This is a genomic window from Microbacterium sp. A94, assembly GCF_051842855.1.
Classification (GTDB): Bacteria; Actinomycetota; Actinomycetes; order Actinomycetales; family Microbacteriaceae; genus Microbacterium.
This window is the reverse complement of record NZ_JBPXMU010000002.1, coordinates 575404-599326: the sequence shown is the minus strand read 5'-3', so window position 1 is coordinate 599326 and position 23923 is coordinate 575404. Positions and strand designations below refer to the sequence as shown.

Annotated in this window: 25 protein-coding genes and 1 pseudogene; 17 read left to right on the top strand and 9 right to left on the bottom strand. The window is 64.3% G+C overall.

The genetic code is table 11. The annotated features are described in order from the left end of the window. The 5 genes from ACSU1L_RS08765 to ACSU1L_RS08745 all read right to left on the bottom strand — a co-directional run bounded on the left by ACSU1L_RS08765 (window position 1) and on the right by ACSU1L_RS08745 (window position 5924). A complete protein-coding gene (locus ACSU1L_RS08765) occupies window positions 1-966 on the bottom strand; it encodes a carbohydrate ABC transporter permease (RefSeq protein WP_439255464.1) in 966 nt (321 codons plus the stop codon). 6 nt (window positions 967-972) lie between these two features. Continuing rightward, window positions 973-2265, bottom strand: a complete 1293-nt coding sequence (locus ACSU1L_RS08760; RefSeq protein ID WP_439255463.1) for an ABC transporter substrate-binding protein — start codon at window positions 2263-2265, stop codon at window positions 973-975. A gap of 45 nt (window positions 2266-2310) precedes the next feature. Beyond that, window positions 2311-3483 carry a Gfo/Idh/MocA family protein gene (locus tag ACSU1L_RS08755; RefSeq protein ID WP_439255462.1) on the bottom strand — a complete coding sequence of 391 codons (1173 nt, stop codon included), beginning with the start codon at window positions 3481-3483 and terminating at the stop codon, window positions 2311-2313. Next, complete coding sequence (locus tag ACSU1L_RS08750) at window positions 3480-4646, bottom strand: ROK family transcriptional regulator (protein ID WP_439255461.1); 1167 nt, start codon at window positions 4644-4646, stop codon at window positions 3480-3482. Before ACSU1L_RS08750 ends, ACSU1L_RS08755 begins: the two co-directional genes overlap by 4 nt. A 210-nt stretch (window positions 4647-4856) precedes the next feature. Continuing rightward, the gene (locus ACSU1L_RS08745) at window positions 4857-5924 is read right to left on the bottom strand and encodes a LacI family DNA-binding transcriptional regulator (RefSeq protein WP_439255460.1); all 1068 of its coding nucleotides are present in this window, start codon (window positions 5922-5924) and stop codon (window positions 4857-4859) included. 58 nt (window positions 5925-5982) lie between these two features. Between ACSU1L_RS08745 and ACSU1L_RS08740 the strand changes: the two genes are divergently transcribed. The 6 genes from ACSU1L_RS08740 (at window position 5983) to ACSU1L_RS08715 (ending at window position 12947) form a co-directional block, all read left to right on the top strand. After that, a complete protein-coding gene (locus ACSU1L_RS08740; RefSeq protein WP_439255459.1) occupies window positions 5983-7233 on the top strand; it encodes an MFS transporter in 1251 nt (416 codons plus the stop codon). Between the two features lie 9 nt (window positions 7234-7242). Further along, on the top strand, window positions 7243-7938 hold the full coding sequence (gene nucS / locus ACSU1L_RS08735) for an endonuclease NucS (protein WP_439255458.1): 696 nt from the start codon (window positions 7243-7245) through the stop codon (window positions 7936-7938). A gap of 190 nt (window positions 7939-8128) precedes the next feature. Next, window positions 8129-9604 (top strand): alpha/beta hydrolase, encoded by a 1476-nt coding sequence (locus tag ACSU1L_RS08730; RefSeq protein WP_439255457.1) that lies wholly within the window; start codon window positions 8129-8131, stop codon window positions 9602-9604. A gap of 26 nt (window positions 9605-9630) precedes the next feature. Continuing rightward, on the top strand, window positions 9631-11712 hold the full coding sequence (locus ACSU1L_RS08725; RefSeq protein WP_439255456.1) for a hypothetical protein: 2082 nt from the start codon (window positions 9631-9633) through the stop codon (window positions 11710-11712). Beyond that, window positions 11657-12217, top strand: coding sequence for a response regulator transcription factor (locus tag ACSU1L_RS08720; protein WP_439255455.1), 561 nt, complete (start codon window positions 11657-11659; stop codon window positions 12215-12217). The genes ACSU1L_RS08725 and ACSU1L_RS08720 overlap by 56 nt, the downstream gene beginning before the upstream one ends. A gap of 52 nt (window positions 12218-12269) precedes the next feature. Further along, window positions 12270-12947 carry an HAD hydrolase-like protein gene (locus tag ACSU1L_RS08715; protein WP_439255454.1) on the top strand — a complete coding sequence of 226 codons (678 nt, stop codon included), beginning with the start codon at window positions 12270-12272 and terminating at the stop codon, window positions 12945-12947. A gap of 75 nt (window positions 12948-13022) precedes the next feature. Here ACSU1L_RS08715 and ACSU1L_RS08710 read toward each other — a convergent pair whose 3' ends face one another. Continuing rightward, window positions 13023-13229, bottom strand: a complete 207-nt coding sequence (locus ACSU1L_RS08710; RefSeq protein ID WP_033105552.1) for a cold-shock protein — start codon at window positions 13227-13229, stop codon at window positions 13023-13025. A 668-nt stretch (window positions 13230-13897) separates the two neighbouring features. Continuing rightward, on the bottom strand, window positions 13898-14857 hold the full coding sequence (locus ACSU1L_RS08705) for a GlxA family transcriptional regulator (protein ID WP_439255453.1): 960 nt from the start codon (window positions 14855-14857) through the stop codon (window positions 13898-13900). Window positions 14858-14969: 112 nt separating this feature from the next. Between ACSU1L_RS08705 and ACSU1L_RS08700 the strand changes: the two genes are divergently transcribed. From ACSU1L_RS08700 to ACSU1L_RS08690, 3 genes are all read left to right on the top strand, one after another. Beyond that, a complete protein-coding gene (locus tag ACSU1L_RS08700) occupies window positions 14970-15608 on the top strand; it encodes an HD domain-containing protein (protein WP_439255452.1) in 639 nt (212 codons plus the stop codon). A 134-nt stretch (window positions 15609-15742) separates the two neighbouring features. Beyond that, window positions 15743-15916 carry a CsbD family protein gene (locus ACSU1L_RS08695; RefSeq protein WP_438252464.1) on the top strand — a complete coding sequence of 58 codons (174 nt, stop codon included), beginning with the start codon at window positions 15743-15745 and terminating at the stop codon, window positions 15914-15916. A gap of 34 nt (window positions 15917-15950) precedes the next feature. Then, window positions 15951-17081 carry a carboxylate-amine ligase gene (locus ACSU1L_RS08690; RefSeq protein ID WP_439255451.1) on the top strand — a complete coding sequence of 377 codons (1131 nt, stop codon included), beginning with the start codon at window positions 15951-15953 and terminating at the stop codon, window positions 17079-17081. On the opposite strand, the gene ACSU1L_RS08685 is transcribed toward ACSU1L_RS08690, so the two are convergent. Further along, complete coding sequence (locus ACSU1L_RS08685) at window positions 17078-17632, bottom strand: small multidrug efflux protein (protein ID WP_438252462.1); 555 nt, start codon at window positions 17630-17632, stop codon at window positions 17078-17080. The genes ACSU1L_RS08690 and ACSU1L_RS08685 overlap by 4 nt on opposite strands. A 145-nt stretch (window positions 17633-17777) precedes the next feature. Between ACSU1L_RS08685 and ACSU1L_RS08680 the strand changes: the two genes are divergently transcribed. The 3 genes from ACSU1L_RS08680 to ACSU1L_RS08670 are packed head-to-tail and all read left to right on the top strand — an operon-like array spanning window position 17778 to window position 20318. After that, entirely contained in the window at window positions 17778-19007 is a 1230-nt protein-coding gene (locus ACSU1L_RS08680; RefSeq protein WP_439255450.1) for a sensor histidine kinase, read from the top strand. Beyond that, window positions 19004-19609 carry a response regulator gene (locus ACSU1L_RS08675; RefSeq protein WP_439255449.1) on the top strand — a complete coding sequence of 202 codons (606 nt, stop codon included), beginning with the start codon at window positions 19004-19006 and terminating at the stop codon, window positions 19607-19609. The genes ACSU1L_RS08680 and ACSU1L_RS08675 overlap by 4 nt, the downstream gene beginning before the upstream one ends. 16 nt (window positions 19610-19625) lie before the next feature. Continuing rightward, entirely contained in the window at window positions 19626-20318 is a 693-nt protein-coding gene (locus ACSU1L_RS08670; protein ID WP_439255448.1) for an aspartate/glutamate racemase family protein, read from the top strand. 7 nt (window positions 20319-20325) lie between these two features. Here the strand turns inward: ACSU1L_RS08670 and rarD are convergent, their stop codons facing one another. Beyond that, window positions 20326-21207: an EamA family transporter RarD gene (rarD, locus tag ACSU1L_RS08665; RefSeq protein ID WP_439255447.1), complete on the bottom strand. Its 882-nt coding sequence runs from the start codon at window positions 21205-21207 to the stop codon at window positions 20326-20328. A gap of 144 nt (window positions 21208-21351) precedes the next feature. On the opposite strand from rarD, the gene ACSU1L_RS08660 reads away from it, so the two are divergent. From ACSU1L_RS08660 to ACSU1L_RS08640, 5 genes and pseudogenes are all read left to right on the top strand, one after another. Beyond that, window positions 21352-21597 carry an ECF-type sigma factor gene (locus ACSU1L_RS08660; RefSeq protein ID WP_439255446.1) on the top strand — a complete coding sequence of 82 codons (246 nt, stop codon included), beginning with the start codon at window positions 21352-21354 and terminating at the stop codon, window positions 21595-21597. After that, window positions 21594-22556, top strand: coding sequence for an SRPBCC family protein (locus tag ACSU1L_RS08655; protein ID WP_439255445.1), 963 nt, complete (start codon window positions 21594-21596; stop codon window positions 22554-22556). Before ACSU1L_RS08660 ends, ACSU1L_RS08655 begins: the two co-directional genes overlap by 4 nt. Window positions 22557-22682: 126 nt before the next feature. Continuing rightward, window positions 22683-23408, top strand: a complete 726-nt coding sequence (locus tag ACSU1L_RS08650; protein WP_438252455.1) for a DUF1345 domain-containing protein — start codon at window positions 22683-22685, stop codon at window positions 23406-23408. Between the two features lie 27 nt (window positions 23409-23435). After that, a pseudogene (locus ACSU1L_RS08645) lies at window positions 23436-23624 on the top strand (DUF2252 family protein); the annotation flags it as partial. 70 nt (window positions 23625-23694) lie between these two features. Continuing rightward, window positions 23695-23907, top strand: a complete 213-nt coding sequence (locus ACSU1L_RS08640; RefSeq protein WP_439255444.1) for a DUF2252 family protein — start codon at window positions 23695-23697, stop codon at window positions 23905-23907. Window positions 23908-23923 lie beyond the last annotated feature (16 nt).

The window sequence follows — 23923 nt, the reverse complement described above, 5'->3', positions numbered from 1 at the left end:
TCAGTCGACATAGTGCACCCACCTCCGCTGGAGTTTGAATTGCATCACCGTGCATACGGCGATGATCACCAGGACGACCATGGCGATCGCCGAGGCGTACCCCTTTTCGTTGGTGAGGAACGCCGCGTCGTAGAACATGAAGACCAGCGACTGTGTCTTGGGCATCACCGGGTTGGTCGGGCCGAGCAGTGCATAGAGCAGATCGAAGAGCTGGAATCCAGAGATCAGAGTCATCACCGAGAGGAAGAAGATCGATGGTGTCAGCAGCGGTACGGTGACGGCGAAGAACTGCCGAGACTGCGAGGCGCCGTCCAAAGCAGATGCCTCGTACAGCTCGGCGGGGATGCCCTTGAGCCCAGCGGACAGGATGATCATGTTGAATCCGATTGACATCCACAGTCCCAGCACTGACACGGCGATGAGGGCGAACCACTCCGTAGCGATCCACGCCGGCCCCTCGATGCCGAAAACGCGGAGCGCGGAGTTGATGACGCCGTAATCCTGGTTGTAAATGATCTTCCACACCATCGAGATGGCCGTGGGCATGGCGACGTAGGGAAGGAAGAAGCAGATCCGGTAGACCGTCGCGAAGCGCAGACCGGGACGGTTGAGCAGGCTGGCGAAGATCGTCGCGATCGGGATGCCCAGCAAAAGGATGAGCGTGTAGATCACCGTGTTCAGAATCGAACGCAGCACACTGGGATCCTGGAGCAGACGCGTGTAGTTGTCGATGCCGATCCACGTGGTGCCGCCGAAGACACCCCACTCGGTGAAGCTGTAGTACAGCGACTGCACGAGCGGCCACAGATAGAACAGGGCGACGCCGGCGAACAGAGGCAGCACGAACAGAGCGGGCCACCATCCATCAGCGCTCCCGCGTCGACGAGGCGTGGATGCGGCAGGCATCCCCCCGGTCACGGGGGCGGATGCGACTGCTGCATCCGCCCCGGTAGTCAATGTTGCCATGACCGGTTACTTCTCCTTGGCCAGAGCCTGGTTCATTTGCTCCGCGAGGTCCTTGGCCACCTCTGCGACGGGACGGTCGCCGGAGAACGCCTCAGGGAGCAGCTCGGTCTCGAGCTTGTTCCAGGCACTGGTGTTCTTCGACACCGGGTACGGCTGCGCGTAGTCGGTGGCCGCATTCAGGAAGGTCTCGAGGGTGTAATCCGGAGCGGAGGCGACCCAGGCCTGCTGGGTGTCGTTGAACGCCGGGTTGGCGATGCCCAGCTCCGCCTGGATCAGGGCCGCTTCCTCGGAACCGAGATAGGCGAGGAATGCCTGCGAAGCCGCGTCGCCCGCCGCCTTCGCGCTCATGACGTTGCCGATGCCGTGGATCACCGTCTGGCGGTCACCGGTCGGGGCCAGCGGAAGCTCGACGACGCCGATCTTGTCCTTGACGACGGAGTCCAGCAGCGGTCCGACCTGCCACGTGCCCGACCAAACCATGCCGGCCTGGCCGTTCATGAAGCGCTGAGTGCCAGCGGTGTCCGCATTCTGCGCGGGTGTCAGCATCGAGCCGTCCGCCACCATCTCGGTCCAGAACTCTAGCGCCTCGATCGTCTTCGGGTCGTCGTATCCGCTCTTGCCGTCTTCGATGATGAAGCCGCCGTTGCCGAGGATCGCCGGGTAGACCATCGGCTGGTTGTCATAGTTGTCGCCCGCACCGACGATGCCCTCGGATCCGAGGGTGTCGCTGATCTGCTTGGCCATGGCGTGATAGTCATCCCAGGTCCAATCCGACGTCGGCTCCTCGAGGCCTGCGCGCTCGAGGATCTCGCGGTTGTAGAAGACGGCGATCGTGTCGAAGTCCTTCGGAATGCCGTACATCTCACCATCGAGCGAGTACAGCTCGTTCATCGCGGGCGGGTAGTCGGCGGCATCGACCATGCCTGCTTCTTCGAGAGGGGCAAGCGGGGCGAGCATGCCGTTGGACGCGAACAGCTGGAAGTTCGGGCCGTTCATCCAGAACACATCCGGCAGCGTGCCCGATGATCCCTGAGTCTGTAGCTTCGTGAAGTACTGGCCGTACGCCGTAACCTCGACAGAAACATCCACGTTCGGGTACGTCTTGTTGAAGTCCTCGATGAGCGCTTCCATACCGGCCTGCTGGTTCACATCCCAGATGGCGTAGGAGACCTCACCACCCACATCTGCGGGATTTGTCGATGTGTCTACCTCGGCGGACCCGGTCGACCCGCCCGCAGCGCAACCGGTGAGCAGGACAGCTGCGGCGATGACGCCGACGCTGGTTCGAACAAAACGCATGCTTACTCTCTTTCGTTCAGGGCACGGTTATGAAGGCCAGTGCCTTCAGCCGCGAACCTGATGGTTGTCGAAGTACTTCCTGATGGCTGGCGAAACCGGATCGATCGCTTTTGGCATCGATCCGGCCCGTAACGACTCAGCGGCGGTGATACCGGTCGCGACAGCCTGGCGTGCGGCGAGAGGTGACGTCTGTGTCGTGCCTCCGTCGCGAACGAAACGGAGGAACTCTGCCATGGTGAGCTGGTCGGCGTCTCCGTGTCCGTCCTCGTCTCCCGTGATGGGATATTCGAGGTCGCCGTGCTCCTGATAGTTGTGCCGCTGGTTCCACACTCGGACGACACCACCCGCGGCATCGCCGAAGTTCTCAGCACGACCACGCGTGCCGATGACCGTGTAATTGCGCCAGTAGTCCGGAGTGAAATGGCATTGCTGGTACGACGCCAGCACTCCATTGTCGAGGCGCATCTGGATCATCGAGATGTCCTCGACGTCGATGATCGGATTCAGGTCGGTCTGCTCCTCCGGCGGCCAGTTGTCGTAGCTGAACCAGTCCCCCATGAGCCGATCGGCGTTGTCACGACGCGAAGCCACATCTGCATAGATCGCCAGATCGCCCATGCCGGTGACCCGCTCGGTATAGCCGTCGGCAAGCCAATGGATCACGTCGATGTCGTGGGCGCCCTTTTGCAGGAGCAGGCTGCCGACGTGCGAACGCTCCGCGTGCCAGTCCTTGAAGTAGTAGTCGCCGCCATGTCCGACGAAGTGCCGGCACCAGATTGCTTTGACCTCGCCGATCGCACCGCTGGTGATGATGTCGCGCAGACGACGCACGACGTTCATGTGCCGCATGTTGTGACCGATGTAGAGCCTGCTGCCCGATTCATACGCGGCGCGGAGTATCCGGTCAGAGTCCGCCACGGTGATGGCCAGCGGCTTCTCCAGGTAGACAGCGATTCCCGCCTGCAGCAGGAACTCGGCGACATCCGCGTGCGTGTCATCCGGGGTGGTCACGATCACCGCATCCAACCGGTGGGCGACGAGGTCACGGAAATCGGTGACGAACGCGATCTCGTCGCCATAGAGTTCGCGGGCGCGCATCTCAGCCTGCGGACGGACGTCCGCAGCGGCCACGAGCACGGCCTCCGTGTCAGCTGCGCTGACCCAGCGTCCGATCGCCGCCCGCGCGCCGATGCCGACGATCCCGACCCGCAGACTCATGCGGTGTCACCGTCCTGGGGCAGAACCATGTCCGGGACCGGAACGTCGACGATTCCGAAGAGGTCCTGTGAGCCGGTTTGGAAAGCGAGGGCAAGTGCACCGGCTGCCGTGCCGACGGAGCCTAGCGACGAAGCGACGACATCCGGCTTGACCGCCAGCACGATGAGGCGATGCATCTCGTCGCGCAGCATGTCGACGAACAGGTCCCCGGCGCGGGACAGACCGCCGCCGACGACGATGCGGGCGGGGTCCACGACCAGGCTGACCGTGGTGAGCGTCGGCGCGATCTCCACGATGAACGCCTGGACCTCGTCGAGCGCGTCCTGCGCTCCGGCAGAAGCTCTCGCGAACACGTGTTCCGCGGTCTCTCCGCTTCGCCAGGTGAGCTGTCCTTTGACAGATGTCTTCGTCCACCGCATGCCCCTGAGGCTGCTGACCTCGCCAGCGCTGCGGTGCGCACCCTGGAAGATCTGGCCGTCGAAGGTCTGGGCAAGGGATACCCGGTTTCCGGCCTGGATGAAGAGGATGTTATCGACATCACGCGCCGCACCCATATGGTGTTCGGCATACGCGGCGAGTTTGATGTCGTTCTCGAGCACAGTGGTGCAGCCGAAATGGCTCGTGACGTGCTCAGCGATGGCCACGTCGTTCCACTCCGGAACGGCGAAGCTGTCACAGATCCGACCAGACGCTCCGATGATTCCCGACACGGCGACGCAGGCGCTCTGCAGGCGATCGGCGGAGTGCCCGCTCCGTTGCAGCGCCTCCTCGAGCACCTCCACGACCAATGCCAGTCGTTCATCTGCTGTCAGAACGACGCTGACCACGCGTTCAGCGCGAGCCACGACGCGACCTCGCAGATCCGCGAGAAGAACCCGGATGTTGCGTGGTCCCGCGTCGATGCCGGCGACGAGCCCACTGGAGGCCACCATCTCATAGCGCCGTGCCGGACGCCCTCCGCTGCTGGCGACCTCGGCTGCCGCGACTACCGTGACCAGCCCCCGCCGTTCGAATCCGGAGATCACCGCATCGACCGTCGGGCGCGAAAGACCGGTTCTGGCGACGATGTCACTGATGCTCAGCGTTGCATCGTCCGCACGGAATACGCCGATGCAGGCGATGGCATTCGCTTGGCGGATGTCCGCCGGGCCTGGTGTGTTCATCGTCGTCCCTCCTCGGACCGTTGGGTAACGATACCAAGTTATATAACCACATTGTTAAACTGAGATTACGAGCAGATTACCTGGTACTCACAGCGGACGCGAACGACACGCCCGTCCCGATAGTGGACGGCAACCATGGCGGGCGATGTTGCCACCAAGAACGCGACGACAGCAGACGAGCGCGACGTCGTCAGCACAAGAGCGCGACGGTCAGCGCCCGTGCGGAGCCGCCGTCGTCGTGCCCGCGCGGAAGCGGCACGTGAAGTGCAACGATGACGACGGCTCGTCGCGCAGCATCCGGGCAATCTGCTCTCCCGCTGCGCGCCCCTTCTCAAACGCCGGCTGCACCATGGTCGTGAGCACATGCTCGCCGATGCCGTCGACGCGGATACCGTCAAAACCGGCCACGCTCACATCTTCCGGAACGCGCAGGCCGAGCTCTTCGGCCGCACGGATGACGCCGGCAGCCAGCAGATCGCTTTGCGCCAGCACCGCCGTGGGACGCGACGCCGGATCAGCCAGCAGCGCACGCCCGGCGATCACACCCTCGTCGATCGAGCTGCCGGCAGCCGCGAACGCCGGCACATCGGGATAGACATCACGGATGCCGTCGAAGCGGTCGATGCTGACCTCGACAGTGGCGTCATTCCACTGGTCGTCACTAATCGGTCCGCGGGCGGCTGTGCTGTTCAGCGGCAGGGTGACGGCGACGACGCGCTTGTGCCCGAGACCCTGCACATGGCGGGCTATTTCGGCTGCGGCCTCGCGGTTGTCCAGAGTGATTTGCGGCACCCCCTCCCCGGCGTCGCCCTCGATGACGACAACCGGAAGCCCGCGGCTTCGAACGACCTCCAGCGACTCCCGCGTTCGTCCCGAGCATCCGATCAGCACGACAGCATCCACCGGCGCGGTCGTCAGCGCGGGGGCGTGGGCGCCGTCAACCTCGTCGCGCAGCAGAAGCAGCCCCGCGCCCAGCGACGCGAGCGCATCGGTGAGGCCATCCATCATCGGAATCGTGACCGGATCAAGGAACGCCGCCCGCAACTGGCCCTCGAGAACGACGGCGACGATTCCGCTGCGCCCCATGCGCAGCGACGCCGCTCGCGGGTCGGGGCCGGCATAGCCGAGAGCTGCCGCTGCGGCGAGCACACGCTCGCGGGTGGCATCCGAAACCTTGGTCTTGCCGCTGAACACGACCGACGCGGTCGACGTGGAGACTTCAGCGCGGCGAGCGACATCGGCAAGCGTTGCGCGTCGTGCGGCGGCATCGGCGGTCATGCATCGAGGATATCTCGAAATGTTCCCATCGATCGAATCGATTCGATACGCTCTTTTCATGGACTTTGCTCTCACCCGTTCGCAGTACGTTCGCTGGCGCAACGCGATCTTCGCGATCTTCCTCGCCAGCGGCACGTCGATCGCGACCTGGGCCTCGCGTGTGCCGGACATCAAGTCCGCGCTCGGCGTCGACAACGCGCAGATCGGCCTGCTCCTGCTCGGCATGGGCGTGGCCTCGATCCTCGGCATCTCGACCGGGCCCGCCGTGATGGTACGCATCGGCGCGCGGCGCGGGATGCTGGCGATGATGATCATGCTCGCGCTCGGTCTCGTCTTGATCGGCGTCGGCACGACCGTGTTCGCGTCATTCCCGCTCGTCACCATCGGTCTCGCGCTGTTCGGGTTCGGCAACGGATGCCTCGACATCATGATGAACGTCGAAGCCACCGCCATCGAGCAGGAGGCGGGCAAAACGATCCTGCCGCTGTTCCACGCATTCTTCAGTTTCGGCACCGTCATCGGCGCCGGTCTCGGCTGGATAGCGACCACCTGGCACCTCGACGTCGCCACGCACGCACTCGTGGTCGCCGCGATCATCTTCATTGGCGCGTTCGCATGTTTCACCAATGTGCCCAACCGCGACGCCGGACTCGATCCGGCCGAACCCGGCGACAAGCCGCACTGGCGTGAACGCATGCACCTGGCCCTGTCGGCGTGGCGCGAACCTCGCACCTACGCCCTCGGCGTCGTCATGCTCGGTATGTCCTTCGCTGAGGGCGGGGCGAACGACTGGCTCGCGCTCGGCGCTGCCGAAGACCACGGCGGGGGCACGGCGATCGGGGCCGCGGCACTGACCGTCTTCTCGGTGTGTATGACGGCAGTGCGGATCTTCGGCGGTCCCCTGGTGGACAGATTCGGACGCGTGCTCGTGCTGCGAGTTCTCGCTGTCGCCGCAGCCGCCGGCATCCTGCTGTTCATCCTGGCCCCATCCCTCCCCCTCGTCTTCGTGGGAGCCGCGCTGTGGGGTGTCGGCGCCTCGCTCGGGTTCCCCCTGGGCATGTCAGCTGCTGCCGATGACCCGGCGAAGGCTGCTGCGCGAGTGAGCGCAGCTGCGACGATCGGCTACGTCGCGTTCCTCGGCGGTCCCCCGATTCTGGGCCTGATCAGCGAGCACATCGGCCTGCTGAACACGTTGTTCATCCTGGTCGCGCTGGTCGTGGCATCCGGACTGTTCTCCGGGGCCGCGAAACCGCTCGCGCTGAACGCGAAGGCGGGCGCCGCAGCGCGCAATACGTCCAACGGCAGTTAGGCTCGTCGAGTGCGTCTCGTCATTGCTCGCTGCTCCGTGGATTACACCGGGCGGCTCAACGCCCACCTCCCCCTCGCCACACGACTGCTCGTGCACAAGGGGGACGGGAGTCTGCTGGTGCACTCCGACGGCGGCAGCTACAAACCGCTGAACTGGATGAGCCCGCCGTGCACCCTCGCCACCGAAGATCCGACCGAGGCTGAGGGCAGCGCCGGCGTGCTCGAGGTGTGGCGCGTCACCCACAAGAAGACCGGCGATGCGCTGCGCGTGCAGATCTACGAGGTGCTGCACGACTCGGCGCATGAGCTCGGTATCGATCCCGGTCTGCAGAAGGACGGCGTGGAGGCCGACCTGCAGCGTCTGCTCGCCGAGCAGGTCGAACTTGTCAGCGAGGGCGCAACACTGGTGCGGCGCGAGTATCCGACGGCGATCGGTCCGGTGGATCTGATGGTCCGGGATGCCGACGGCGCTGCCATCGCGGTCGAGATCAAGCGCCGCGGGGACATCGACGGCGTCGAGCAGCTCACACGTTATCTCGAGCTCCTCGGGCGCGATCCGCACCTCGCTCCGGTGCAGGGCGTGTTCGCGGCGCAGGAGATCAAGCCGCAGGCTCGGGTGCTCGCTGAAGACCGTGGCATCCGCTGCCTCGTCCTCGATTATGACGAGATGAAGGGCATCGACTCGGGCGTTCCGCGCCTTTTCTGAGTCGCGAGAGCGATTACGCGATTACGCGATTAGAACTACCTGTTCGTGCCGTTCGGTCGGTGCCGCCAGAGCGCCCGCTGTCACACTCGATTAGTGCCCAGCCGGGCGCAACGACGCCGACAGCTATGGAGCATTCATGAGGAAACAGCGACGCAGAGCGCGAGCTGTCGCGAGCGCTATATCAGCAGGCATGGCGGTCATGCTGGTGCTGACAGGATGCTCAGCAACCGACGAGGCCGGCACGGCCAGCGCCACGCAGGCAGCTGCCTTCCCTGAGGTCTACGCCCAGACCGTCGAATGGGGCGAGTGCGACGATTCCTTCGGCATGAGTGATTCACTCGCCGACAGACTCGGCGAGCTTGGCACCCCCGTCGATACCTACGTATGCAGCATGATCGAGGCACCTTACGACTGGAACGATGCCGACAGCGACGAGACGATACAGCTCGCCGCGGTGCACATCCCGTCGACAGGAGCGGATGCTCCGATCGGAACGCTGCTCGGCAACCCGGGTGGCCCCGGCGTAAGCGGCCTCAATTACGCTTTCACGATGCCTGCCAGTCCGAGTTTCGTCGAGGTTCTCGACAACTACGACATTTTGGGTTTCGATCCACGAGGCATCGGACGCAGCACGCCGACCGAGTGCGAAGCTCAATCCACCATCACAGAACTCAATCTCGCGCTGTGCGCAGAGCAAGCCCCGATCGCGCTGACGATGGGTACGTCCCAGGTCGCCAGAGATATGGAGTTGCTGCGCAGCCTCATGGACGATGACTCCATGCACTACCTCGGGTACTCCTACGGAACTGTGGTCGGTGCCACCTACGCGACGCTCTTCCCCGAGAAGGTGGGACGCATGGTGCTCGACAGCGCAATACCGAGCAACTGGGCAAGCCCGCTGGGGAACTTCAACCAGAACATTGCGCTCGTGCACGAAACCGATGCCCTGCTTGCGGGCTGCGGCGAACTCTATGAGGTATCCGCGTGTCCAGTGACCGACGAAGCGAGGAGCTTCACCACGGTGGATCTGATCGCCGTGGAACCTCTCGTCGCGACTGATGGGACCACGGTGCCGGGGGACATGCTCTTCGGCTTCGTCATCTCCGCGCTCTATCAGGGCACCACGGGCCGAGAGCTCGCGCTCGAAACACTCACCGCCGCGCTGTCACAGGATCAGGCCAGTATTGACTCCATTGCCCTGGCGCAGGCAGATGGCGGATCGAGCGTCGACCTGAACGGGACGATCGTGAGTTGCCACTCGTTCCCCGCCGACCCACGCCTGTCCGAGCTGGTGGAACACATCATCGACACTGGCCTCCCTGAAGCGCTGGGTGGGCCCGAGATCAACGATGATTCCCTGCGCGGGTGGATCGATCTCACCTGCGGCGCGCTGCCCAACAGCGGAGATGACATCACCGACACCTTCTCGGGATCTCCGGATGCTCCTATCCTCGTCGTCGGACTAATCAACGATCACACGACGCCGTATAGCGGTTCTCAGAAGCTGGTAGAAGAGCTCGGAAATGCGACGCTGCTCACTCTCAACAGTGTCGGACACGGCGGATCGTTCATGTCGAAGTCATCCTGCGTCGACGAATACACCGCAGATTATCTCCTCACCGGAACCATGCCGCCCGAAGGCACTGTCTGCCAGACGGGGTCGTGACACGACCCCTTCGCTAGAGTCGGGGGGTGAGCGAACCGAGAGACGACAACCGCGCGTTTCCCGCTTCGCTCCCCTCCCGTCGATCTCACGAGATCGCCGCGCGCGCTCGCTGGGAAGAAGGTCATGGCCTCGCCGTTTTCGGCGAATCCGGCAGCGGGCGCAGCGTTTTCGTCACGCGGGCGCTGCATACATGGCCAGGTTCAGTGCACCGATACACCGGCAACGCTCTGCTGCGCGACGTGCCGTTTGCGGCCCTTGCCGCTATGACCGCACAGGCACCAGGTAGCACCCCTGCATCTCCCGTCGAGCTGATCGCTGCGCTCGCTGCGAGGGATGCGTCCGGGCCTCGCGCTCTGCTCCTCGACGATGCCGAGTTCATCGACGAGGCAAGCGCGGCAGCCCTCGCACAAGCGGTGACCGACAGCACGCTGCGTATCGCTCTGGTCAGCACCAAGGCGAGAAATCTGGCCACACCGTTGCGTGCGCTGGCCCTCCAGTGCCAAGAATTCACGCTGGACGATCTCACCAACGCAGACTCCATGGTGCTCGCTGAAGAGCATCTCGGTCGAGCGGTCACCATCGACACAGCACACCGGCTGCTCGAGGCAGCGGGCCGCAACATGCGGTATCTGCGCGAACTCATCATCGACGCGAACGACTCAGACAGTTTCCCAGAGGTTCGCGGGTACGCGACGCTCTCCGATGGGTGGCAACCGCGGGGTCGGCGTATCGGCGAATTCGTCGCGTTGAGGTTGGCACACCAGCCTGAGCCGGTCAAAGTGGCCGTCGAGCTCATCACTGTCACCGGGGAGATCCCGCGAGTCCTGGCGGTCGAACTCGCTGGCCCGGAAGCGATCGAGAGCGCCATCGAGGCAGATCTGCTCGAGGCGTCGTGGACGGTATCCGTGCAAGAGCCGGATGCCGACTTCGAAGCCGTGCGGTTGGGCTCAGGGCTCACCTCCCACACCGTGATTGCCGGACGGCCCGCGCGTGAGTTGCGTTGGCACGCCGAGCGCGCGATGCAATTCGTGCACAAGATGCAGCCGCAGACGCGTATCGCCGTCATGTCGCACGCCGTCCGCGCTGGCATCTCGCTCAGTGCCGATGCCCGAGACTCGATCGTCGACGAGGCGCTGCGGGCACGCCGGTTCGACGCCGTGCTCACGTTCACCGAGACGGATGCCGGGACGCCGGGATCCGAAACGCTCATGCTCGCGCGCTCCCGCGCCCTGTTCGAGCTCGGTCGCGCCGACGAAGCACTCACCAGCCTCGGGAAGCTCACCGAGCGCTCGCAACCAGTGCGCATCTGGGCCGCGACAGTCATCGCAGCTGATGGCCGCATCGACGAAGCAGCGGCGCTTCTGCGTGACCGACCCGGCGATGATCCACGTCGCACGGCTGAACTCATCGCCCGTCGCGACCTGCTGCGCGCCCGTGCCGGCCGCCCGGTGCCCGCCGAACGACTGCGATCGCATGCCGATGACGTGGGCCTCGATGCCGATGTGCGCGCATCCAGCCTGCAGAGTGCACTGCTGCTCGAGGTACTCGCAGGACGATCTCTCGAGGTGATCGACGAAGTCACCGCGCTACTGAACGGTCCACACTGGCAGCAGATTCCGATCACCCAGCAGGGAGAGCTCCTCATCACGCGCTTCGTCGCTTCCGTGAGTTCAGGGACTGCTCAGCACGATGATGAACTCGGCGACTCTGGGTGGGTCGCGCTCTGCATCCCTCCCCGCCCTGTTTCTCGCGGCAGCAGGCATGACGCGACTGGTCGCCGGCGACGCGGCCACTGCTCTGAGCATTTTGCGCCAGGTGCTGGTATCGATAGGCACCGAGAATCGATTCGGCATGACTGCCTACTTCGCGGCGGCGGCGACATCTGCAAGCGCGCTGCTGGGTTATGCATCGGGAACCGCCGAGTTGGTCGAGACAACGGAGGCAGCGTTCGCCGTCGAAGGACCGCTGAATCCGGAAGCGGAGCGAATGCTGCTGCTCGCACGAGTGCTCAGCAATGGCGCTCCCGCGGTCAGGGCTCAGTGGCAGTCTCAGGTGGATCGCGCACACCGCGATGGCCACCTCGGCGTCTACATGCGATTGGTTCATGACGGGTGGCGTTTCGGCATCCATGATGACATTTCTCTGCTTTCCGCGGCGACCGCGCACGTGCAGGGCACGCTCGCGACGGCACTGTCCGACTACGCGGGGGCACTTCAGGGTGATGACGACGCGCTCCAACGCGCACTCACGACACACCGGGATGCGGATCACACACTGTTCGCCGCTGAACTTGCTCAGGCATCACTGCGGCTTGCACGCGAAGGAAAGCGTCCGCGCCCAGTGCCGTCGATTGTGACGACGGCGGCAGACAGACTCGCCGAATTAGGTGAGGTCGACACTCCGATTCTCGGGCGCACGCGCGTTGACCGCACCGTGCTGTCCGAGCGGGAGTTCGAAGTGTCGCGGCGTGCAGCGTCCGGCCAGACCAGTCCCGAGATCGCGCAGGCCCTCTTCCTCTCGGTGCGCACGGTCGAGGGCCACCTGCAACGGGCATTTCGCAAGCTCGGCGTCGCGGGACGCCAGCAATTGGCACCTCCAAGAGCCGAGAGCTGACCACTCGTCTCGGTGAATTCCGGCTCGCGATGACCGGCCATAGGCTGGATGCATGCTTCTCTCTCCCTACACCTGCGTGCTCTGGGACGTCGACGGCACGATCGCCGACGCGACTCCCGGCATCTTTCCTCGACTTCTCGAGGTGCTCGCATCCTTCGGCGTCGCAGCACCCGATTCAGCCGCGATGCCCCGCTGGGTCGGTCCGCCGCTGTACGAATCGTTCCAGAACCTCGCCGGGCTCACCCCGGACCAGGCAGATGACGCGCTCGTCCGCTACCGCGAGCTGGCCGCACGCGACGGGTACGCGGCATCCGTCGATATCTACCCGGGCATCCCCGACGTGATTCGCGCGGTCGCGGCCGCCGGCATCCCGCAGGCCACGGCGAGCACGAAGCCCGAGAACCAGGTGCGGGCGATCCTTGACCATTACAACCTGAGCGACCTGTTCACCGCGATCTCCGGTGCGCGAAGCGGCACTGTGGGCCGCAACGACGGCAAAGCGGATGTGATCGGCTGGGCTCTGGAGCGACTGCAGGAAGCTGGCGCCGACACCTCGAAGCCGGTACTCATCGGCGACCGGCACCACGATGTCGAGGGCGCAGCCGAGTTCGGCATCCCCGTCATCTTCTCCGAGTGGGGCTTCGGCGACTCAGCCGAAGGTGATCCCGCAGCATTCCGCGCCGCCGACCCGGCCGCTTTGCAGCCACTGCTTCTGCACGAGAGCCTCTAACACCCGAGAAAGCACAACACTCCCCGTCGAGCCACGCTGGTGGCGCGCTCGATCGGGGAGTGTTGTGCTCGGCCCTCAGATGGGGCGGATGTTCTCGGCCTGCAGGCCCTTGGGGCCCTGCGCCACCTCGAACTCGACGCGCTGGTTCTCGTCGAGTGAGCGGTAGCCGCTTGCTTCAATGGCGGAGTAGTGCGCGAAGACGTCAGCGCCGCCGTCATCGGGGGAGATAAAGCCGAAGCCCTTCTCCGAGTTGAACCACTTAACCGTGCCTTGGGTACTCATGTACTGCCGTTCTTCTGGAATGTCGTCGACGCAGGGTGCCCCGACGTTGCCCACATTATCTGCGCAGGACCCGAGGGGAATAGCTCGGCCCGGATGGTAATCCAAATGTTGCATGAGCGGACTTGCGCACAGGCTCCGGAACCGAAAATAAACGGCCCTCATCGCGGGGGGAGCGATGAGGGCCAAAGACGACCGGAGGGGTGCGTCAGAAACACCCTAGCGGGAAAAACTCACTCTTGTCCCCCATTTGGGGGACAAATCGCCAAAAACGTGGGAAGATTTTCCCAGAACGGTTCTCTCGAGCAGCCCATTGGGGACTGAACTGCTCGAGAGAACCTCATCGCATGCGTTGATCGTTCGGGTGTGGGGACGAACCAAACCGTCAACTGGGGATGACGGTGACGATCAGACCCCGTGCGCATGCACCTTCACAGTAGGGGAGGATGTGCGACTCGTCGACGAGGTTCTCGGCAATGCGAGTCCAGCGAAGGTGGGGAACTGATCCCGCAGGGATCGCAGGTTCGGGAAGGGGTGGGACGCACAGCACGGATCTAGATCCGGCGCCTCGCCCCTCCCCGGCGAGCAGCGTGAAGTCGGCGCCGTCGAACATCGCTCAAAAGGTGGAGACTGCCCGCTTCCCCGGAGCGAGCGCGGGGCGCTGAGGTCGACTAACTGCGGCCGGTGGTGGCGAAGCGCTGCTGATACTGGCTGGGCGGAACCCCCGTGTGCGCGACGAACAGTCGCCGCATCGTTTCCGGGTTGTGAAATCCCGTCCGCCGAGCAGTGGTAGCCACAGACTCTCCGCTCAGCAGAAGCCCCTTTGCGTGTTCCAGGCGCGTCTGTTCCACGAACTCTGTCGGCGTCATATCCAGTTCTGTACGGAATAGGCGTGCCAGATGTCGCGCACTCACCCCCGCGATGCGCGCGAGTTCATCGAGTCCATGCGCGGCGTCCGGATGTGCCGTGACGTTATCGACGACTCGCCGCACGTTCTCCTGACTGCTGCGAGAGTGAGCAAGCATCGCCGAGTACTGCGACTGGCCGCCGGGACGCTGCATGTACACGACCAGATGACGAGCCACATCGCGGGCCAGGTCTACGCCATGATCGGACTCGATCAGAGCGAGAGCGAGGTCGATTCCTGACGTGACACCCGCAGAGGTGAAGAGGGCACCATCACGCACGAATATCGCATCAGGATCGACTTCGATCGTCGGGTAGATGCGAGCAAGAAGATCGGCATGCGCCCAATGCGTCGTCGCCCGCTTCCCGGCCAGCGCTCCCGTCGCGGCGAGCAGAAAAGTGCCCGTGCACACCGAGGCAACCCGAGCGCTGACGCGGACAAGATGCCTGGTGGCAGACAGCACACCAGGCGGAATGGGTTCCGTCGGAACCGCGTCACCACCAGGGATCACGACGATGTCGGCTCGGCTCACCTCTGATGCGGCGCTGTCTGCCGCAAACGTTGACCCGATCGACGTTCGTGCAGACGCACCTGTGGCCGAGACATAACGAAGTCGGTAGTCGGCTCCGAATCGTGATGCCTCCGTGAACACCTCTGCGGGGCCAGCGATATCGAGGTGCTTCACCCCGTCGAAGATGAGAAATACAACCTCGCGAGTGGACATATCCCACTATGTCCATATTCGAGGGGTAGTTGTCAATTCAGACACTCACACTCTCGGGGCATATGTTCGAGACTGGTCAGACTCGGCAAGACTGACCACCAGGAGCCACACCATGACCGAAACCATCGCCGGCATCCAGATTCCCGACACGGCGCTTGTGCGTGACATCACCGACTATGTGCGCGAGCACGAGAACGACCTGCTGTTTCACCATTCCCGCCGCGTGTTCCTTTTCGGCGCGCTCATGGGGGAGCAGCGCGGTCTTGACGTCGATCTCGAACTCCTCTACGCCGGAGCGATGTTCCATGACCTCGGCCTCACCGATGCGTACTCGTCATCGCAACTGCGGTTCGAGGTTGACGGGGCAAATGCGGCCCGCGATTTCCTCACCGATCGCGGTGTGGACGAAAAAAGTGCCGCATCCGTGTGGACAGCCGTTGCCCTCCACACCACGCCCGGCGTTCCCGAATTCATGGCACCGGAGATCTCGCTTCTCACCGCAGGAGTCGAAACCGACGTGCTGGGCATTTGGTACCACTCCGTCAGCGAAGCACACCGTGTTGAAGTAACTCAGGCCCATCCCCGTCCGGACTTCAAGAATCAGATTCTTGCGGCGTTCACACAGGGAAACCTTCACCGCCCCGACAGCACTTTCGGCAACGTGAACGCTGATGTGCTGGCACATTTCATGCCCGACTACGAACGCACTGACTTCGTCGAGATCATCCGAAACAACCCGTGGACTGAGTGACCGTGTTTCTCTGCCCGTCACACTGAGGCCCCATGGCTTTTAGTCGCCCGCATCCATCCCGTCAACCCCGTCGCCACAATTTCGCGTCGGTGTGAGAGTCGGTTGTACAGATCCCCGACGAAAGGAACGGATCAATGGGTATTGGAGACAAGGCCAAGCACGCCGCAGAAGACATGGCCGGCCACATGAAGGAAGCCGCCGGCAAGCTCACCGACAACGAGAAGCTCGAAGCCGAGGGTAAGGCCGATCAGGCCAAGGCCGACCTGAAGAAGGCTGGCGACGACGTCAAGGACGCCTTCAAGAACTGACGGCGTCGGCACCGACTGAATCCGGAACCATCGCATGACGCGTTTCGGTATCGAGGAGGAGTTCATGCTCCTCGACGAGGACACCCTCGTTCCCGTTCCGCTGGGCAGCGCCGCACGCACGGCTTTGCCCAGCGGCTCCGGCGAGGTGATGAAGGAGTTCCTCACCTCACAGATCGAGGTCGCCACATCCCCCGTGTCAACGCTCGCGGACGCCGGGCGAGAATTGCGCGCGTTCCGGGAGGGCCTGGACGCGTTCGCTCGCCGCCACGCTGCGGTCGCAATCGGCACCGGCACCCCGTTCGGAATCGGGCCCGAGACCTCGGTATCAGCCTCCGAACGCTACAGCACGATCGCGCACAGGCTCGGCCACATCGTGGATGGCCACCACGTCAACGGACTGCATCTGCACATCGAGGTCGCCGACGAAGAAGCGCGCGTCCGCGCCATGAATGCGGTGCGGCCGTGGATGCCGACACTGCTCGCACTATCCGGAAATTCGCCGTTCGCAGACGCCCAGGACACCGGTTACCAGAGCTGGCGCAGCATCGTCATGCGCCGCCTTCCCCTGGCCGGTTGCCCGCCGCACTTTCAGGACTTCGATGATTACCGCAGCACCGTCGACGGCCTGGTCAGGCAGGGCGTCATCTCCGATATCGCCTCGGTGTCGTGGGCTGCGCGGCTGTCCGCGAATTATCCGACCATCGAGATCCGGGTCTTTGACGCCCAACTGGCAGTCGCCGACACACTGCTGCTGGCGGCGGTGGGTCGCGCCCTGGCTGTGTCGGCGCCCGGTGATCCGCGCGCGCATGACACTGATTCGATCCAGGCCTCGCTGTGGGCCGCCTCGCGTGATGGTCTAGATGCCACACTCATCGATCCGGAGACCGACGCCCTGGCATCCGCTCGCGACCTCGCCGCACTGTTGCTGCGTACGATCACACCGGCATTGGAAGAAAGCGGTGATCTCGCGTTCGTGCAGGAACATCTTGACCGCGTTGTGCGCTCCGGGAACGGAGCGCAGCGCCAGCGCACCGCCTACGCCGAGAACGGAATCGCCGGCCTGCGTTCGCTGGGCTGCGCGGTGGCGCTGCCCGGCGAGACGGAGGCCGGCGAGACGATGACAGGGATGCCCGGGACAGGGGTGCCGGGGGAGTGGAACGCTTAGGCGACCGCGGAGACAACGCCGCTGATGAGCACGGCGAGGATGGTCGTCCAGCCGATGATGGCGACGGCCTGCCAGATGAGGATGCGGACCTTGCCGATACCGATGGCGGCAAGCATGGTCGCGGTGAACTGTGTGGGCAGCAGCAGCGGGCCGAGCAGGCTCACGCCGGGAACGCCGTAGCGCTCGAGTGCACCCTGGAACTTCTGGCGGCGCGCTGCCTTGCGTGCGCTCTCGTCTTCGACCGCAGCATCCACGATCTCTTCCACACCGGCGTCAGCGGCGTTCCCACTGGCGAGCACCCGAGCGCGCTTTCGGTTGACGACTGCGGTCCGTGCGCTGGAGCTGACGAGAACCAGGATCGCGACGCAGGCGAAGTTTCCGGCGATGGCGGCGATCGCGGCGACAACCGGGTTGATCCCACCGAGGATGCCGATCGAGACTGCGCCTTCGCCCTCGATGAAGGGGATTGCTCCGGCGAGCGCGACGATGAGCGGCTGCACCAACTCGGGCACTTGGGCGACCAGGTTCTGGAAAGTCTCGATGAGGTTCATGGCGGCTCCTGTCGTTATGCACCGGATGTCGGTGTAAGACAATCTCATCGCGTTTCGCCCCTGGCGATAAGTGTCTGTCTGTCACCTCTGTCCGGGTGGTTTGCACGTGGACGGGTGACAATTGTCACGGCCATAGGCTGGGAGCATGAGCAGTATGTCACCCGCCGAATCGGAGGGTCTTTCGGCCACGGCCACGGCCGGGCCGCATCGCATCGCCCGGAGCATCTCCGCCACCTGGTGGTACACGGTTTCTGCCCTGATGGTATTCCAGTTCATGGTCGTGCTGATCTGGTTCGGCGTCCAGTCCAGCACCGACGCCACGCCTGCCGCCCTGGCGATAGTCGGCGTCGGTGGCCTGCTCTGGTGTGCGAGCTGTGTCGCACTACTGCTGCAGTATCGGCACCGTGACGATACCGCTGGTGCCGTTGCCGGGTGGCGAGGAATCATCGTGCCTCTCGCCGTGTCAGCTGCGGTCGGCGTCGGAGCAGGGCTCGCCAGCGGACTGTGGATCATCGGAGCGCTCCCCCTGGTGCAGGCACTGATGCTGCTGAATTGGCCACGCGGTGTACGCCTGCGGCTCGTGATCGTTGCGATGGCACTGATGACGGGTGCGATGTTCGTCGACCTGCGCATGACCGACACCGCAGACGAGGCAACGGCGCGGAACTGGTGGATGCTCGGCTTCTTCTCGATTCTGCTGCCCGCCATGACGGTGACGTCGCTGTGGTGGTGGGACGTGCTCGCCACGCTCGACCGGGCTCGAGCCGCAGAGTCGAGGCTCGGTGCCACCCAGGAACGCCTGCGGGTGGCGACGGACGTGCATGATTTGCAGGGGCATCATCTGCAGGTGATCGCTTTGCAGCTCGAGCTTTCCGAGCGCCTTTTGGAGAAGGATCCGGATGCTGCGCTCGATCAGATCCGGCTCGCACGTGCCAGCGTCGCTGAAGCACGACAGGGCACACGCGATCTGGCCATGCGCTTTCGCGGTGTTCCGCTGCGCGATGAGATCGCCAATGCCGTGGATCTGTTGCGGGCTGCGGGCACGACTGCCGACGCCGAGGTGGATCCGGACTCCGATCACGCACCGGCATCCGTTCTCGGACCGATCATCCGCGAGACCACGACCAATGCCCTCCGGCACGGCGGCGGCAAGTGGGCGCATCTGTCGTTGACGCGCGACGAGTCTCGGTGGCGCTACGAGATCGCGAACGATTCCGCATCCGATACGACCCCCAGCAGCGACGGATCGGGGCTGGAAGGTATCAGTCGTCGTGTCGCCGAAGTCGGTGGTTCAGCACAGGTGCATCGCGGCAAGCACGAGTTCTCGATCGTGGTGCTGGTTCCCAGCGAGACGACAGCGGGGGAGAAGCGATGATCCGGGTTCTGATCGCGGATGACGAGGCGATGATCCGCTCGGCACTGGCGGCACTGCTGCGCTTGGAAGACGATATCGACGTAGTCGCCGAGTGCGCTGATGGTGAGCAGGCGGTCGTCATGGCTGAGAAGCTGCAGCCCGATATCTGCCTGCTCGATCTGGATATGCCAGGACTGGACGGTGTCGAGGTCGCCGAACGGCTGCGCCGCACACTGCCGGCAACGCGCTGTGTGGTGGTGACACGGCACGCCCGACCCGGCGTGCTGCGGCGAGCGCTGGCATCCGGAGTCGCCGGCTTTTTGCCGAAGTCTCGCGGAGCCGACGAGGTCGCGGAGGTCATTCGCCGGGTCGCCGCCGGCGCCCGCTATGTCGATCCCGAGGTGGCAGCCGACGCGCTGAGCGATGAACGCAGTCCCCTGACCGATCGTGAGCTCGACGTGCTCAGAGCGGGGCGACGCGGCGAGACGACGAGTCAGATCGCCCGCACGCTGATGCTTGCGCCCGGCACCGTGCGCAATCACATCTCGACCATGCTCGCGAAGCTGCATGTAGCCACCCGGCAGCAGGCAGTGCTGATGGCCGAAGAGCGCGGCTGGATCTGACTCGAAAGGTAATGCCATGAAGATGATCGGGGTGCTCGGCGGAATGAGCTGGGAATCATCGCTGGAGTGGTATCGCCTCGCGAACGAGCGCGTCAGGGATCGACTGGGCGGGCACCATTCCGCCCGAATTCTGCTGGATTCGCTGGACTTCGCGGAGATCGAGGCGATGCAGGCGGGAGACGACTGGGATGCCGCCGCACAGCTGCTCGCCGGGCGCGCCCGGGCCCTCGAAGACGCGGGAGCCGAGTTGCTGGTGCTGTGCACCAACACGATGCATCTCGTGGCAGAACAGATACAGGATGCCGTCAGCATCCCGTTCCTGCACATCGTCGACGTCACGGCCGAGGCGATCCGCCCCTCCGGTGTGCGAACCGTCGGGTTGCTGGGCACGGCTTTCACCATGGAGCGGCCGTTCTACGCGGATCGACTCGGTGCTCACGGCATCCGCACGATCGTCCCGGACGCAGCAGGGCGACGGGTAGTGCACGACGTGATCTACGACGAACTCGTGCACGGCGTCGTCCGGGAGGAATCCCGGCAGCGCTACCAGCGCGTCATGGAAGATCTCGTCGATCGCGGTGCCGAGGGGATCATTTTGGGCTGTACAGAGATCGAGCTGCTCATCGGCCCCGACGATGCGGCGGTGCCGGTCTATCCCACGACCTCGCTACACGTCGACGCCGCGCTCACCGCCGCATTGGGTGGCTGACGCCGCGTTACAGCGGCGGCTCTTCGATGTGTCGGCGCGAGCGGCCGCGGCGATGGCGTCCGCTGATGCCGAGCAGCACGAGGGCGATGACGATGGGGATGTACACGAACGCATCGTTCGTCGTGAATGTCTCACCCAGCAGAAGCGCCGCGCCGAGTAGCAGCACCGGTTCGAGGTACGACAGCAAGCCGAACAGGGACAGCGGCAGCAGGCGTGAGGCGAGGATGTAGCAGGTCATCGCGACTCCGCTCAGCGCTGCCATCAGCAGCAGCGACGGCCAGGTATCCGGGATGCTGCGCGAGAGGTCGGATGCGTAGGAGACGACGATCACGACAACTGCGGGCACGCTGAGCACGATGATCTCGATCAGGAAGACCTGCATCGAATCGAGCCCTGTCCAGCGGCGGAGGGCGAAGTAGATCGGATAGAGGCCGGCGATGATCATGGCCGGCCAGTTCACGCCGCCGGCGATCAGCAGCTGCACGAGCACGCCCACCCCGGCGGCCGCCACCGCGCACCACTGCATCCGGCTCAACCGGTCGTGGAAGAACACCCGCCCGACGACGACCATCACCAGAGGCAGCAGGAAGTATCCGAAGGCGATGTCCTGCGCATGCCCGTTGGCGGGCCCCCACATGAATACCCACAACTGCACCCACATGATGGCGCTGTTGACGAGAACGATCAGCAGCAGCTTCGGGCTGCGCGTGATGCGCTTCGTGACTGCTTTGAGCAGGCCGCGCGCCCGGGCTGATGCATTCACCGCGAGGAGTGAAATGAGGACGAACAGCACACGCCAGGCCGTCGTCTCCTCGGGCGCGAAACCGTCGAGATGGCCGCCCAGCACGCTAATTACGCCGAAAAGAACGGATGCCAGAAGTGATGCCACGACCCCGCGTCCAGCGGTCTGGGAAAGTGCGGAACGCGAAATGAGGGACTCCGTGAGATCAGGGGAGGGGTACTGCAAATCTAGTCGCCCGAGATGTAGCAACCTGAGTTGACAGCTCCCACCTAAGCAACGTAGGTTGACACTATGGAATCCACGACAATCGCGGACATCGCTGCCGATCTCAGCGATCCCCGGGCGGGCCTTCGCGCGGTGTCATCGTTGCGCGTTCTCGCCGATGTTCTCGAGCTCAAGCAGGTGGAGGCCGCGCTGCGGTCGGGCCTGAGCTGGCAGGAGGTCGCCGACGCCCTCGGGGTGAGCAGGCAAGCGGTGCACAAGAAGTACGCCAAGCGCATCGACCCGACCATCCCCGTTCCGAGGAGGACCTCATGAGCCGCTTTCTGACCGCCGCCGCGACCATGCAGACACTGAGTGCGACCGCCATGGAAGAGGCGTCCCGTGAGGGTCGCCGCGAAGCAGATCTCGAACACCTTCTGTTCGCGCTGCTGCTCAGTGAGCAGAAGGCCGGTCAGGTACTGCGCGGGCTGGGAATCACACTGGATGCCGCGCGAGACGCCGCACGACAGCAGCACGCCGCGCAGCTGCAGTCACTCGGCGTCTCGGTCGAGCAGAACGAACCGGGTCGCATCACGTTCCACGAGACCGAGGGCTACGAATGGAGCGAGCGAGCGCTGGGGGTCATGACCCGCGCGGGTAACGGGCGGCGCGCAGGAGATGCCGCGGCGATTCTGCGCGAGCTGCTGACGGAGCCGAGCGGGCTGATCACCGGCATCCTCGAACGAGTCGGGACGACACCCGCCGCCGTGACTGAACGGCTCGATGATGCCGAACGGATTCCGCAGCATCCGACTTCCTCGAAGAGCACCGTACAGGGAAGATTCGAGGTTTTCGTCCCTGCCGCTATCGCTGATGTCTGGGAACTCGTGTCGGATGCTGAGCGGATGCCGGAGTGGGAACCGCAGGCCGGAACCGTCGAGGTCGAGACCGCCGACACCTGGATCGTCCAGTCACGCACCGAGTACCCCGATGGCAAGCCCGCCAAGGTAAAGGAGCCGTTTCGGCGGCGGCGAGTCACGCGGGCCGAGGCGCTGGAGCCGACCTCAGTGGTCTGGTCGTTTGTGTTTCCCGACGCCGCGCACCCCAATCTCCGCACAGTGTGGATTGAACTCTCGCCCGCAGCAGGCGGCACGCAGGTGACTCTCACGTCATCCTGGCAGCGCCGCGGCGGCTGGCGCCGCATCGTCGGATTCCTGTTGAGCCCGCTGCAGCGCTTCTTCGTGTGGCTGCAGCTGTTTCAGGCCGGCGGTGCCATCAGCCGGGTGTTTCGATGATCAACGGGCGCCGCCGATGCGCTCAGTGACGAACGAAGCCTCCTCACCGGGCGCGAGCTCGACAGGCAGTGCTGGTGGCCGAGGAGCGCGGCTGGATCTGAGAGTCGTCGCCATAGGATGAGCGACATGCGCGCTGTCTCGAAACTTTCCTCGCCGTTGACAACGCGCCGCGCTCGGTTCTTGTCGAGCCTCAGTATCGCCGGAGAGATCTTCGGTCTCCTCGTGCAACTGACTCTCGTGTACATCGGTATCGACCTGTCCTTGTCGACGGATGGGGACCTCGACGTCTTCGTCGTGTTGTTGTGGTGCGCCCTGGCGACGCTGTACCTGGTGGTCACCATCATCGGGCTGAACGTACTCGTACGGTCAGATCGCGCAGAGCCGCCCGCAACGCGCAAGCTCATCATGCACCCATTGACCCGGCTGCTTTCTACACTTCTCACCTTCGGCGCGAGCGCGCTCGGTTTGCGCGAAGCAACCGCGCTGATCGTCAACATCGGTCAGGAAGTGGTCGATCCAATCGTTGAGATCAGTGCGATCTGGACGATGCTGCTCTCCTGGGCAATCTTCAACTGGGGCTTCGCGCGCATCTACTACTCGCGCTACCACCGTGCACCCGAACCGCCCCTGATGTTTCCCGGTACCGCTAAGCCGCGCCTCAGCGACTTCGTCTACTTCTCATTCACGAACGCGACAACCTTCGGCACCTCAGATGTGCAGGTCATGAGCTCTCGGATGCGCTGGACCGTCATTTGGCACACCACGCTCGCGTTCTTCTTCAATGCGCTCATCATCGCGCTGTCGATGAACGTGATCTCCAAGGGTGACCTCTTCAGCCGGATACTGTCCTAGCTGTTCTGGTAAGCCACCCGTTTCGTCGCTACTCCCCCGACTATGGCGCCGGTGACAGACGAACTGCACGAGCGTCTCACCGACCTGATGCAGCGTTACCTGCTCACTGCAGGCGCCGACATCAACATGCTGCTGCGCCATTACACGGGGGTGGATGTCATCCGCCGCGTGGTCGGAGTCGGCAGCGTCGGTACGCGATGCGCGCTCTCGCTGTTCGAAGCAGAGGAAAGCGTGCTCGCGCACTACGGCGGCATCGAACAACCCGCCGAGCTGAAGGCTCTCATCGGTGCGTTCGGTCAGCCCGTTCGCCACGTATGCCCAGGCCTGCGCGATCACTCTCGCCCGAGCGCACGCACAGGCTCCCCAAGCCGCCGAGATCAGTGGATACCTCGGCACAGGAAAGACCGCAGGCAAAGCGCTCTTCGAATGGGCCAGGGCCTATGCCCAGCGCTCGCGCGACGACTACGAAGCGTTCGTGGCGCGGGGCGCTGGGCAATAAGGCGGGTCTACCTCGT

Bases quoted from the DNA above. Each gene is read 5' to 3' on its own strand.
- ACSU1L_RS08765 (WP_439255464.1), bottom strand. From the start codon at position 966: ATGGCAACATTGACTACCGGGGCGGATGCAGCAGTCGCATCCGCCCCC.
- ACSU1L_RS08760 (WP_439255463.1), bottom strand. From the start codon at position 2,265: ATGCGTTTTGTTCGAACCAGCGTCGGCGTCATCGCCGCAGCTGTCCTG.
- ACSU1L_RS08755 (WP_439255462.1), bottom strand. From the start codon at position 3,483: ATGAGTCTGCGGGTCGGGATCGTCGGCATCGGCGCGCGGGCGGCGATC.
- ACSU1L_RS08750 (WP_439255461.1), bottom strand. From the start codon at position 4,646: ATGAACACACCAGGCCCGGCGGACATCCGCCAAGCGAATGCCATCGCC.
- ACSU1L_RS08745 (WP_439255460.1), bottom strand. From the start codon at position 5,924: ATGACCGCCGATGCCGCCGCACGACGCGCAACGCTTGCCGATGTCGCT.
- ACSU1L_RS08740 (WP_439255459.1), top strand. From the start codon at position 5,983: ATGGACTTTGCTCTCACCCGTTCGCAGTACGTTCGCTGGCGCAACGCG.
- ACSU1L_RS08730 (WP_439255457.1), top strand. From the start codon at position 8,129: ATGGCGGTCATGCTGGTGCTGACAGGATGCTCAGCAACCGACGAGGCC.
- ACSU1L_RS08715 (WP_439255454.1), top strand. From the start codon at position 12,270: ATGCTTCTCTCTCCCTACACCTGCGTGCTCTGGGACGTCGACGGCACG.
- ACSU1L_RS08710 (WP_033105552.1), bottom strand. From the start codon at position 13,229: ATGAGTACCCAAGGCACGGTTAAGTGGTTCAACTCGGAGAAGGGCTTC.
- ACSU1L_RS08705 (WP_439255453.1), bottom strand. From the start codon at position 14,857: ATGTCCACTCGCGAGGTTGTATTTCTCATCTTCGACGGGGTGAAGCAC.
- ACSU1L_RS08700 (WP_439255452.1), top strand. From the start codon at position 14,970: ATGACCGAAACCATCGCCGGCATCCAGATTCCCGACACGGCGCTTGTG.
- ACSU1L_RS08695 (WP_438252464.1), top strand. From the start codon at position 15,743: ATGGGTATTGGAGACAAGGCCAAGCACGCCGCAGAAGACATGGCCGGC.
- ACSU1L_RS08690 (WP_439255451.1), top strand. From the start codon at position 15,951: ATGACGCGTTTCGGTATCGAGGAGGAGTTCATGCTCCTCGACGAGGAC.
- ACSU1L_RS08685 (WP_438252462.1), bottom strand. From the start codon at position 17,632: ATGAACCTCATCGAGACTTTCCAGAACCTGGTCGCCCAAGTGCCCGAG.
- ACSU1L_RS08680 (WP_439255450.1), top strand. From the start codon at position 17,778: ATGAGCAGTATGTCACCCGCCGAATCGGAGGGTCTTTCGGCCACGGCC.
- ACSU1L_RS08675 (WP_439255449.1), top strand. From the start codon at position 19,004: ATGATCCGGGTTCTGATCGCGGATGACGAGGCGATGATCCGCTCGGCA.
- ACSU1L_RS08670 (WP_439255448.1), top strand. From the start codon at position 19,626: ATGAAGATGATCGGGGTGCTCGGCGGAATGAGCTGGGAATCATCGCTG.
- ACSU1L_RS08660 (WP_439255446.1), top strand. From the start codon at position 21,352: ATGGAATCCACGACAATCGCGGACATCGCTGCCGATCTCAGCGATCCC.
- ACSU1L_RS08655 (WP_439255445.1), top strand. From the start codon at position 21,594: ATGAGCCGCTTTCTGACCGCCGCCGCGACCATGCAGACACTGAGTGCG.
- ACSU1L_RS08650 (WP_438252455.1), top strand. From the start codon at position 22,683: ATGCGCGCTGTCTCGAAACTTTCCTCGCCGTTGACAACGCGCCGCGCT.